Origin of the sequence: Erysipelatoclostridium sp. An173, assembly GCF_002160495.1 — a bacterium.
Lineage (GTDB): Bacteria > Bacillota_I > Bacilli_A > Erysipelotrichales > Coprobacillaceae > Thomasclavelia > Thomasclavelia merdavium.
Genome location: NZ_NFKR01000032.1, coordinates 15074 through 27263, shown reverse-complemented (window position 1 = coordinate 27263; position 12190 = coordinate 15074). Strand labels below are relative to the sequence as shown.

Genomic DNA, 12190 nt, shown 5'->3' with positions numbered 1-12190 from the left:
GGTGGAATCTTTTTAGCAAAAACGAAAATAAAAGAAAAAGAGTACCAAAATAAAATTACAACTGCACAAAGGTATGTAGAAGAAAAAGAATATGAAAAAGCAGAAGAAATATATTTAGAAGCAATAGATATTGAACCTAAAAAACCACAAGCGTATATAGAATTGGCAGACGTATATGCGGAACAAGGAGAATATAACCAGGCAAACAATATTTTAGATACAGCTTTAAAAAATTTAGATAAACATGATCAAGATGTAATAACAGAAAAAAAGGAAGAAATTGAAAAAGTAATAAATAATAATAGTAAAAAAATATATGCTAATATTTTAGATTCACTTTACAACTATATAAAATCTGGATGGGAAAAATACTATGATGAAATAGATTTATATGATTATGAATTTTGTTATTTATTTCCAATGTATTATTCTAGTCCATCTTATATCGATAAAATTGGATATACATTTATAGATCTTAATAGTGATGGTATCGAAGAATTATTGATTGGAATGAGATCAGATGGGACAGATAATAGTCAAAGTATAATTTATGAACTATATACATATGTGGATGGTAAGGTAATACAGTTAGCAACAAGTGGGGAAAGGTATAGTTGGCAATTATGTAAAGACTATACTTTATATTTTGAAGGAAGTGGTGGAGCATATTCGCATTCATACGATCATTGCAAGTTAAGTTCCGATGCACGCAATTTTACGATTATTGAAAGTATTGAAAGTGAGCCAGACGAAAATTGGGAAAATGTATATTGGTATTACACTACTTCTGGTTTGTATGACCCAGTTACTAATAATACAAAAAATACGGAATATTCATTAATTTCAGAGGAGGAAGGGAATATTATAATAAAATCTTGGCCACAAAGAGTAGAATATGCATTAACTTATTTTAATGAATATACACCACAAAATAATTAATGTAATAATCAGTAATCATGATTTTACAATAGTAATAATTTTTAGTGAAATTTATGTGTTTTTAAATTTTTAATAAGAAGTATTTTTTTGTGGATTCACATCTATTATATTCAAATTAATTTTGATGTATGAAAGGAGTAATTATGAAATGTAAAAAATGTAAAACAAAAAATCAGTTTATTGTTGCAATTGTGGTGAACCATTAAAACAACATAATAAAAAGAAAATTATTACGATTATCAGTATAGTAATTGTTATATTGATAGCAGCAATTGGTGGAATATTTTTGGTAAATACTAAATTAAAAGAAAAAGAGTATTAAAATAAAATCTAAACTGCGCAAAGGTATGTAGAAAAAAAGAGTATGAGAAAGCTAAGGATACTTATTTAGATGCAATAAATATTGATAAAAAAATCAATTGCTTATTTGGAATTAGCTGACTTATATATTGAACAAGATAAGTATGATGAAGCTGTTGAAATTATTAATAGCGCTTTAGAAAATGTTTCAAAAAATGAAAAAAGTAAAGTGAATAAAAAACTTGAAGAACTAAATTTGCGTTCTGAAGCTTATCTGGCTTATGGTAAAAAATTCATGGAGTATTATAATGAATATGGTAATATTTCAGTATCGTATCCATACGACTATATAGGGCAACTTAATGGATTTTGTTATGCAAAATTAATTGATTTTAATAATGATAATATTGATGAATTATTGTTGGTATATAATAAAGACGGTGAATATCATTATGATCTATTTGGATATGATGGTAAACTAGTTTTATTAGAATCATCTATAGAAAGTGCTAAAAAAATAGCTTTTGAAGAAGATAATAATTATGTTAGCGAACTTTATTCCTATGATGGAGGAAGAAATAGTTTACTTATTTGTGAATATGATAATAAATATTATATTAAAACTGGTTCACTTCATTCATATGAATATAGTTATTTCCATGGTTATGATGATGAAGGTAATTTTGGAATCCAAGAAACTATTATATATGATTACGAATCTTCAAAATATTATATCAATAAGGATGAAATAACACTTGAACAAATTGATAAAGAATCAAATAAATATGAGGCTTTTGTTGAACTTTATCTAAGACAAGACATTAGTATGATAGAAAATGATTCGGAAAATTTTGTGAATTTAGCTCTTGGTGATTTAAATGAGACTGCTAAGAGATTGGGATTAGACATTGAAATTATTATTGAAGAAAAAAAATCTTTGGATTTAAAAACTGGCGTTTATGATTCGGAAACAAGTCCAGAATTCGAACAATATGATTGGAATGGGGCACCGCCTCAATATTATGTTGAAATTACATTAATTGATAATAATAATATAACTTTTGTGGTTAATGATATAGGAGTAAACGGATCGCCAATGTATGTAACAGAACCTATTAATGCTGTTATAGAAAATAATAATGCTAATTTTAATTGGAAAGATTCTTTTGGTAATTCTGGAATAGGAACGATAAGTATTGAATCCCAGAAAGTAATATATATTCAAATGACGCAAACACTTGCTTATGATGAATACAGTAATTTTAGAGGAACAATGGATACTAATGGAAAAAAATTAAATTTATATATAAAAACTAATTAAACTATTAATGATTGGATTTTAAATCATAATTAAATAAATCTTTGCATATAGTTTCTATGGGAGGTAAATATGCAAAAGATATTTTTTGAAAAGCTGATTGATTTGAATCATCAATTAAATGAATTAGTATCATTATCGGTTGATGAATCTATTAATTATAAGATTGAAAGCGTTGGTGTTAGAGCAATTGGTAGTTTGATTGTTAATGGGGAGTATAATGAAAGTCAAAAGTTTAATGAAAATATTGATTTAGATATTTTGGCTACTTTTGATAAGATTGTTGATCAAAGAGATTTTAATATTAAAGTAGAAGATTTTGATTATCAGATTGTTGATGGAAACATAAAGATTAAAATTGAAGTTGGTATTCATGGAGTTATTGATGGCGAAGATCGGTTTGTCAAAGATGAAAATATTCCAGAAGTTAACGATGATCCAATCAAAGAAATTGAAAGTTTGATACGTGATAGTGATTTTGAATCTCAGGAAAAAGAAGTTGTTGAGGAAGCTGCAGGTAATCAAGAGCCGGAATTAGAGTTAACTAAAGAAGTCTATGAACCGGCAGTTATGCCAAATAAAGAGGATACTGTAAGTAATAATGCTAGTAAAACTACTGAAATTACGCCAAAAGAAAAGATGGTTGTTAATGAAATAAATGAGCAATTACAAGAAAAAGTATATCCAAGTAAATCACGGCCGATTTTTCAAGATAGTGAAGAAAGTGTTGGTACTTATTATTTATATATTGTAAAAGATAATGATAGTTATAGCAGCGTAGCAAAAAGATATGATATTGATGAAAAAATTATTCGTGATTATAACCAGGATAAGGTCTTAGAAGCTGGCAATGTTTTAATTATTCCATATGTTCCATGAACGAAATAATAAAAAATTCTTATTCGTTACATGTTATCGGTTATATTAAAGTAACAAAAAAAGTATTTAAGGTAAAATGTCAGGAAGGTTTTTTTAGTTTAAAATTTGTTGATGATACTAGTTTAACAGTAGTAATTGATCATATTGAAAGTTTGCATTTAAAGTGTTTTGTACCAATTATTCGTAATTGTAATAAACAGATTTTAACTAATTATCAGGATAAAAAGTTTTATATGTGTCCATGGTTGAATGATGATAATGTAATTATAAAAGAGTTGAAATTAAAGTTTTATTATGAGTGTTTGTCTTATTTGCATGCAACAACATTTTTTAATTATAGTGTTGCTAAGAACTATTTTAAATGTCAGATTGAAGAGATTAATGGTATAATTCATGAAAGAATGGTTTATTATAATGAAATCATGAATAATTTTGAAGTATTAGCTTATCGCAGTCCTACTGGCTGGATGTTTGTTTTGAATTATCATCGAATTGAATGGTGTTTGAATAAAGCTAAGGAATTATTACAAGAATATGAAAATTATGTTTGTAATTTAGATACAATAAGATTATGTTTGACATATAATAATTTTAGTTATAGTCATATTTTAATGAAAGAAAATTGTTTGATTTCAATTGATCAAATAAAGATTAATTTATGTATCTATGATATTTATAATATGTATCAAAAAATACCGGAATTAATTTTTGATTTTGATGTAATATTAGATAGTTATTTTTGTAAGATCAAATTATTAAAAGAAGAACGATTGTTGTTGCAATGTTTGTTGCATGTAATTCCAATTATTGAATTAGGAAATGATGAGGTAAATAATATTATTTTAATGTCACGGTTATTATATTATCTAGATTCAATTTCTTCTTTAAATAAAAAGCTTTCAATTGACTAGAACAAATGAATTTGTTAGAATGTATCTATAGCGATGATTAGGAGGAGTAAATCCGGAAGCTTTATAGAGAATCTCAGTTAGGTGGAAATGAGACAGGATAAAGGATTGAAGGTAGCCTAGGAGCATGTTTATTGAACTTGAGTAGGTAGACACGTATAACTGCGTTAAAGTTTTGAGGCATATTAGTAAATATGTAAAGTAAGGTGGTACCACGAGCATTCGTCCTTATGACGATGCTTTTTTTATTTTAAGGAGGAAATTATGGAGTATTCAATTATTTGGACGTTATTTCTTATTGGTTGTGCATTTATCTTTTTTTCTTATGGTAAAAAAATCCGTAAGTATCAAAAAATTCGTAAAGAGCAACAAATTCAATATGAGGATAATCGAGAAAAATATCGTCACTTTACAAGTGAATTATTTGATGAAACACCTGATGAAGAAATGACCCATGCGGTATTATTTCATATCATGGGTAAAGAAGATAAAATATTTGAAAGTGATGAAATCGGTAATTTGATTGATGTTTTGACACATAGTGAATTGCTTATTTATACAATTTATCAAGTTGAACTATCGCTTGAAGGTGGTCGCGGATCATTACATACATTTTTTATCAAAGAACCATATTGTACATATCGTCCATATGTTAAAGAAGCATTCGAAGCAGTTGATTGCCATGAAATTGCTGAATTAATGGTAGCGGCTGATAAATTAGCAACAGCAATTGAAAATGATGAAGAAATTGATATTGATGATGGTAGTGATTATGGAAATTATAATTTCTCTGATTTTACAAACGCACTAGCATCAGCATTAAAAACATCTGGAATTTTATTAAAAGCTGCTAAATTTATTCGTGAACACAAAGATGAATTTATTGATGCAGAAGATAAGGAGGAAAATGATGAGTAAACAACTTGAACCTAAATATAATCATCATAAAGTAGAAGCTGGAAAATATCGTCACTGGCTTGATAAAAAATATTTTGAAGCTGGTGATGTTAATAAAAAACCTTATTCAATAGTTATTCCACCACCAAATGTAACTGGGAAATTACACTTAGGACATGCTTGGGATACAACTTTACAAGATATGATTATTCGCTATAAAAGAATGCAAGGCTATGATGCTTTATGGCTTCCAGGAATGGATCATGCTGGAATTGCCACTCAAGCTAAAGTAGAAGCTAGAATGCGTGAAGATGGTATTTCTCGTTATGATTTAGGACGTCAAGGTTTCTTAGATAAAGCCTGGTCTTGGAAAGAAGAATATGCTTCAATCATTCGTAGTCAATGGGAAAAACTTGGTTTATCTTTGGATTATTCAAAAGAACGTTTTACTTTAGATGAAGGATTAAGTGAAGCAGTAAAAGAAGTCTTCGTTAAATTATACAACGAGGGATTAATTTATCAAGGTGAACGAATTATTAACTGGGATCCAGTTCAAAGAACAGCATTAAGTAATATTGAAGTTATTCATAAAGAAATTGAAGGACATATGTATTACTTTAAATACCAGATTGTTGATAGTGATGAACAATTAGTAATTGCTACTACTCGTCCAGAAACAATGTTTGCCGATCAAGCAATCTTTGTTCATCCAGATGATGAACGTTACACTCATTTAGTAGGTAAAAAAGCTATCAACCCAGCTAATGGTGAAGCTTTACCTATTATGGCTGATAGTTATATTGACATGTCTTTTGGTACAGCGGTTATGAAATGTACACCAGCTCATGATCCAAATGACTTTGCCCTTGCTAAAAAATATAATCTAGCAATGCCAATTTGTATGAATGATGATGGAACAATGAATGAGCTAGCTCATAAATATCAAGGAATGGACCGCTTTGAATGTCGTAAAGCTTTAGTAGCTGATTTTGAAAAAGCTGGTGTTGTTGATCATATTGAAAAACATTTACATCAAGTAGGACATTCTGAAAGAAGTAATGCTATTGTTGAACCATATTTATCAAAACAATGGTTTGTTAAAATGAAACCATTAGCTAAAGCAGCTTTAGAAAATCAATTAAAAGATTCTAAAGTAAAATTTGTTCCTGAACGTTTTGAAAAAACATTTACACAATGGATGGAAAATATTGAAGACTGGTGTATTTCACGTCAGTTATGGTGGGGGCATCGGGTACCAGCCTGGTATCATAAAGAAACTGGCGAAGTATATGTAGGTAAAACTGCTCCAGAAGACATTGAAAACTGGAAACAAGATGAAGATGTTTTGGATACTTGGTTTTCAAGTGCACTATGGCCTTTTTCAACTTTAGGATGGCCAAATGAAGATAGCGAGTTATTTAAACGTTATTTCCCAACTAACACTTTAGTTACTGGTTATGATATTATTTTCTTCTGGGTAAGTAGAATGATTTTCCAATCATTACACTTTACAAAACAACGCCCATTTGAACATGTTTTGATCCATGGTTTAATTCGTGATGAACAAGGTCGTAAGATGTCTAAGTCTTTAGGTAATGGTGTTGATCCAATGGATGTAATTGAAGAATACGGTGCTGACACATTACGTTTCTTCTTAACAACTAATTCTGCTCCAGGTATGGATTTACGTTATAGTCCTGAAAAACTGGAAGCGGCTTGGAATTTCATAAATAAAATATGGAATAGTGCTCGTTTTGTTTTAATGAATATTGATGATGATATGAAATACGAGGACTTATCATTTGATAATTTAAACTTATGTGATAAATGGATCTTGAATCGTTTAAATGAAGTTATCAAAGAAGTTGATACTAACATGGATAAATTTGAATTTGTTAATGTTGGTAATGAGTTATATAAATTTGTATGGGATGATTTCTGTTCATGGTATATTGAATTAACTAAAGTACATTTAAATAGTGAAAATGAAACTGAAAAACAAGCTAGCTTAAATACTTTAGTTTATGTATTAAATGCTATTGTTAAAATGTTACATCCATTTATGCCATTTGTAACTGAAGAAATCTTCCAAACTATGCCACATTTAGAAGAATCTATTTGTATTGCTTCTTGGCCAGAAGTAAATGAAGATTTTAGTGATGCAACTATTAACGATCAGTTTGCATATTTAATTGATATTGTTAAAGGCATTCGTGAAATCAGAAGCCAGTATACAATTAAAAATGCTCGTGAAATCGCATATATTATTGAAACAAAAGATAGCCAAATTGAACAATTGATGGATCAATGTTTACCATATATTAAAAAATTATGTAATGCAATTTGTTCTGGTTATAATCTTGAAGCTAATGGTGAAGTTGCTAATATTACAATCAAAGGTGGAAATAGTTTATTAGTTGAATTAGGTGATTATATTGATAAAGAAGCTGAAAAAGAAAAATTACTTGTTCAATTAAAGAAACTTGAAGGTGAAATTAAACGCTGCCAAGGAATGTTAGCTAATGAAAAATTTGTTTCTAAAGCACCAAAAGAAAAAGTTGAGTTAGAACGAAATAAATTAGTTGATTATCAATCAAAATATGATGCAGTAAAAAAACAATTAGAACAAATGTAGATTAAAAGCGGTAGTTACTATTTTAGTAACTATCGCTTTTTTACATAATTCATTTTTTTAAAGAAAAAATAAAGGGTATAGGAGTATATATTAATAAAGGTTTAGTGGAAGGTGTGGCCTTTAAATTAGAAACAGGAGGAAAAGACTAATGAATGAATTACAACAAGATTTACAAATGGAAGTAAATGGCGGTGGCGTTGCCGGAATTATTTTCTTTGTCGTAATTGGAACAGCAGTTTATAAGATGTATAAATCAAGTGCCGGAAGAATTTCGATTCCTAGAATCATTTCAATTGAGTGGCGCTAAATGAAAGAATTAACAACTAAACAACAACGTCAAATTAGTGGTGGTTCGTCACTTGTATATGTTGTTACATCGATAATTATTGCTGCTGGTACAGGTTTATTTAGAGTTATGAGAAGTCACTTTTTTGCACGACGCTAATTTAATTTAAAGTATATTTACTTTTTGCCAGCATATATTTAACTTGGAGGGGTGAAGATGAAGATTATTCGAGTTACAACTGTGCTGGCAATTTTATTATCATTATGCTTTGCGGGGATATATTTAAAATTTTTTTCAACAATAAATAGTCATATTGATGCTTACATAGTTCAAGTTGGAATTTATAAGCAGGAAGAAAATGCTAATGAAATGGTTGCTAAATTGACCCAGTTGCAAAAACCAAATTACAAGTATCAAAAAGATAATAATTATATAATAATTACAGGCGTATTTTTAACTGAGGAGGAAGCAAAAAATATGGGTAATGATATTAGTGCTAATGGTATTACTTGTGTTATTAAACAAGAAAAATTTACATCTGATTTTAAAGAAAAAATAGAGCAACAGGATTATGAAGCAATTATTAAAGAATTAGGTTCATGAAACTTAGCAATTATCCTTTAGAAGAAAGGCCTCGTGAAAAAGCATTTTATCATGGTGTTGAAACTTTATCGAATGTTGAATTATTAGCATTAGTTTTAAGAACAGGTAATAAACAAGAATCAGTTATTGAATTAGCCCAGCGGCTTATTAATGAAATAGGCGGATTTGCTTATTTAAAAGATGTTAATTATAATTTGCTTACACAAATTAAAGGTATTAAACAAGCAAAAGCAATCGAAGTTTTAGCAATCGTAGAACTTGCAAAACGACTACAAAAACAACCCGCTAATTTTGCAGTTATTAAAGAACCATTAGATGGCTATGAGTATGTAAAAAATAAACTGATGTTTGAACAACAGGAAAAAGTATTAGTTTTATGTTTGAATTCACGTTTAGAAGTAATTAAGGAAAAGACCGTTTTTATTGGTTCTAATAATATTTCGATTATTAGTAGTCGGGAATTGTTTAAAGAAGCTTTAATATGTGGAAGTAGTCGAATTGTAATTATCCACAATCATCCATCTGGCAATCCAGAACCATCAGTTGAAGATATTGAAGCTACTAAAAAAATTTTTAGTATTGCAAAAAAATTAGATATTGAAGTAGTGGATCATTTAATTATTGGTCGAAATAAATTTTATAGTTTTCAAATAAATAAAGTTATAGAAGTTTAAAGTTAATTGATTATTTCTAATTAATGCCTTATAATGTTATAAATGTGAGGTGATATTTTGAATAATCGTAAAAAACAAAAAAACAAACGAATCATTTTTATTATTACAGTATCAATAATTGTGTTTTCTACTATTTCGTTGGTTATTTCAAGATCTCAAGGTGCTTTTGAGCGAATGATAAGTGATTCGATTGCTGCAGTTGAATATTATGTAATAAAAAAACCGATTGAGTTTGTAACAGATATATTTAATGAGTATAATGAATTGAAAAATGTTTATGAAGAAAATAGAATTTTAAAAGCTAGATTATCAGCTTATGCAAGTGTTGAAGTTAATACTGATGTTTTATCTAATGAAATCGAAGAATTAAAAGAAATGTTGAATATTGAACATTTACCGACAGAATACAATATTAAAACAACTTCTATTATTCGAGAAAGTAATAGCTGGAATAATGAAATTACTATTGATTTAGGTAGTATGGCTGATGTTGAAGAAGATATGGTTGTAATTTCTTCTAAAGGGATGATTGGAAAAGTAATTTCAGTCACTGAAGTAACTGCTAGAGTTCAATTATTAACAGCTGAAAATCCTAATTCATCTTTACCGGTACAGATTATGAATGGTCAAGAAAATGTTTATGGTTTGTTGAATGGTTATGATGTAGAAAATGAGTGTTTTAATGTAACTTTATTTAGTGATGTTGATAAATTTGAAGATAATGCTCAAGTAATTACATCTGGTCTTGGTGGTAAAGCACCTAAAGGAATTTATATTGGAACAGTTACTGGTTCGAGCGTATCTGAAGATGGAACTTCAACAACAGTTCAAGTTAAACCAGCTGCTGATTTTAATGATCTATCGTATGTTGCAGTAGTATTTAGGAGCGATAGTAATGAATAAACAGTTATATCGTTATTATTTAGTAATGGCAATCAGTTTTGTAATAGATAGTGTTATTAGTTATTATTTACCTTTTAATTTTGATAAATTAGGGATAACGATTATTCCATGTATTGGAATTATGATTTTTACTTTATTAAATAATACTATTTCTGATGAACATCGCTATATTTTTGCAACGGTTACCGGATTATATTATGCAGTTGTTTATGCTAATAGTTTATTAATATATGTTTTACTTTATTGTTTATATGCATTTTTTGGTAAAAAATATACTAAATTAGCTGCTTATACTTTATTAGAAATGTTTATCGCTGTAATTGTGACAATAATCGTCCAGGAGTGTGTGATATACTGGTTGATGTGGATAACTAATGTGACGCAATTATCAGTAGTGACATTCATTACCAATCGTTTATTGCCAACAGTAGGAGTTAATTTATTATTGATTGCGCCAGTTTATTTTATCCATAAGAAATTAGGATTCGAGGGTAAAGTCAATGCATATCAAAGTAAAAGGAGTTAATAATCATCTAGTTTTTGTTTTTGATGATAGTCAGGAATTTAATACTTTATTAAATGAATTAGAAAGTCTTTTGGAGTCACCACTTTTAAAAAGTGATGGCTATTATCCAAAGGCTTTTTTTGATTTTAAAAGTCGAATTTTAACGGTTCATGAGTTATTGAGGTTACTGACATTATTATTTGAAAAACAGGTTTTATTATTTGATGGAATTAATATGGCTAAAGTAGAAAAGAAAAACAAGATACGGGTTCTTAACAAGACAGTTCATGCCGGTGAAGTACTGGAATTAGATCAGGATACTTTAATTATTGGTCAAATTAATCCCGGAGCCATTGTTCGTTTTAAAGGAAAATTGTATGTTATGGGCCGTGTTAGTGGATTAGTAGAGGGCTTGAATGCTAAATCAAAGATTAGTGGCCAATATTTTAAAGATGCACACATTAGAATAAATGGTGTATCCCGACATAATTATACAAGTTATGAATTAACGATGCTTTATTATAAAGATAGTCAAATATTCTTAGATAAGGGGGATATGATTTATGTCTAGAGTTATTGTGGTTACTTCAGGTAAAGGTGGTGTTGGTAAAAGCAGTATTAGTGTTAATCTGGCTAGTGCATTAGCTTTTTCAAAATTTAAAGTCTGTTTGATCGATGGTGATTTTGGTTTGAAAAATCTTGATGTGATGATGGGTTTAGAAAATCGTGTTGTATATGATTTAAATGATGTTGTTGAAGGTCGCTGTACTATTGAACAGGTTTTAGTTAAAGATAAAAGAATTGATGGTTTAAGTTTGTTACCATCTTGTAAGTCATTATCATTTGAAGATTTAGATACTAAAATAATGAATGCTTTGATTGAAAGATTAAATAAGGATTATGATTTTATAATTGTTGATAGTCCAGCTGGGGTTGAAAAAGGTTTTGAGTATTCGGCTTCATTAGCTAGTGAGGCAATTGTTGTTGTTAATCTTGATGTATCTTCATTGCGTGATGCTGATCGGGTAGTTGGTTTATTGATGAAAAAAGGTATTAATACAATCAATATGATTATCAATAAAGTCAATTTAGATGATATTGAAAGTGCTCGTTCACTAACTATTGATGATGCTAAAGAGATTTTATCATTACCGCTACTTGGAATTGTCTATGAAAGTCATGATATGATTGAGGCTAATAATCGTGGGGTACCAATCTTTTTAAATAGTCAGCATTTATTACATATTTGTTTTACTAATATTTCTAAGCGACTATTAGGTCAACAGGTACCATATGCAAAATATAAAAAGAAAAGTTTATTACGTCGCTTTTTTTATTCATAA

The 12190-nt window shown here is 28.7% G+C and carries 14 protein-coding genes and 1 other annotated feature; all 14 genes read left to right on the top strand.

The genetic code is table 11. The features are described from left to right. On the top strand, positions 1-939 hold a 939-nt coding region (locus B5F09_RS11650), incomplete at its 5' end, for a tetratricopeptide repeat protein (protein ID WP_143357509.1). Positions 940-1342: 403 nt separating this feature from the next. Beyond that, on the top strand, positions 1343-2560 hold the full coding sequence (locus tag B5F09_RS11645; protein WP_087374328.1) for a hypothetical protein: 1218 nt from the start codon (positions 1343-1345) through the stop codon (positions 2558-2560). A gap of 69 nt (positions 2561-2629) precedes the next feature. Next, complete coding sequence (locus tag B5F09_RS11640; protein ID WP_087374326.1) at positions 2630-3436, top strand: LysM peptidoglycan-binding domain-containing protein; 807 nt, start codon at positions 2630-2632, stop codon at positions 3434-3436. Next, a complete protein-coding gene (locus tag B5F09_RS11635; RefSeq protein WP_087301222.1) occupies positions 3433-4347 on the top strand; it encodes a hypothetical protein in 915 nt (304 codons plus the stop codon). Before B5F09_RS11640 ends, B5F09_RS11635 begins: the two co-directional genes overlap by 4 nt. Before the next feature lie 24 nt (positions 4348-4371). Beyond that, positions 4372-4577, top strand: a binding site (T-box leader). A gap of 31 nt (positions 4578-4608) precedes the next feature. Continuing rightward, on the top strand, positions 4609-5262 hold the full coding sequence (locus tag B5F09_RS11630; protein WP_087374324.1) for a hypothetical protein: 654 nt from the start codon (positions 4609-4611) through the stop codon (positions 5260-5262). After that, a complete protein-coding gene (locus B5F09_RS11625; protein WP_087301216.1) occupies positions 5255-7876 on the top strand; it encodes a valine--tRNA ligase in 2622 nt (873 codons plus the stop codon). Before B5F09_RS11630 ends, B5F09_RS11625 begins: the two co-directional genes overlap by 8 nt. Positions 7877-8024: 148 nt before the next feature. Continuing rightward, positions 8025-8183, top strand: a complete 159-nt coding sequence (locus B5F09_RS15045) for a hypothetical protein (protein ID WP_204215305.1) — start codon at positions 8025-8027, stop codon at positions 8181-8183. Then, positions 8184-8321: a hypothetical protein gene (locus B5F09_RS14885; RefSeq protein WP_158095208.1), complete on the top strand. Its 138-nt coding sequence runs from the start codon at positions 8184-8186 to the stop codon at positions 8319-8321. It begins immediately after the preceding gene. 57 nt (positions 8322-8378) lie between these two features. Next, positions 8379-8765: an SPOR domain-containing protein gene (locus B5F09_RS11620; RefSeq protein WP_087374322.1), complete on the top strand. Its 387-nt coding sequence runs from the start codon at positions 8379-8381 to the stop codon at positions 8763-8765. Then, positions 8762-9439: a DNA repair protein RadC gene (gene radC, locus B5F09_RS11615; RefSeq protein WP_087374320.1), complete on the top strand. Its 678-nt coding sequence runs from the start codon at positions 8762-8764 to the stop codon at positions 9437-9439. The genes B5F09_RS11620 and radC overlap by 4 nt, the downstream gene beginning before the upstream one ends. Positions 9440-9496: 57 nt before the next feature. Further along, on the top strand, positions 9497-10342 hold the full coding sequence (gene mreC, locus B5F09_RS11610; RefSeq protein WP_087301207.1) for a rod shape-determining protein MreC: 846 nt from the start codon (positions 9497-9499) through the stop codon (positions 10340-10342). Then, entirely contained in the window at positions 10335-10868 is a 534-nt protein-coding gene (locus B5F09_RS11605) for a rod shape-determining protein MreD (RefSeq protein WP_087301204.1), read from the top strand. Before mreC ends, B5F09_RS11605 begins: the two co-directional genes overlap by 8 nt. Then, on the top strand, positions 10843-11418 hold the full coding sequence (locus tag B5F09_RS11600; RefSeq protein ID WP_087301202.1) for a septum site-determining protein MinC: 576 nt from the start codon (positions 10843-10845) through the stop codon (positions 11416-11418). Before B5F09_RS11605 ends, B5F09_RS11600 begins: the two co-directional genes overlap by 26 nt. Next, positions 11411-12190: a septum site-determining protein MinD gene (gene minD / locus B5F09_RS11595; RefSeq protein WP_087301199.1), complete on the top strand. Its 780-nt coding sequence runs from the start codon at positions 11411-11413 to the stop codon at positions 12188-12190. The genes B5F09_RS11600 and minD overlap by 8 nt, the downstream gene beginning before the upstream one ends.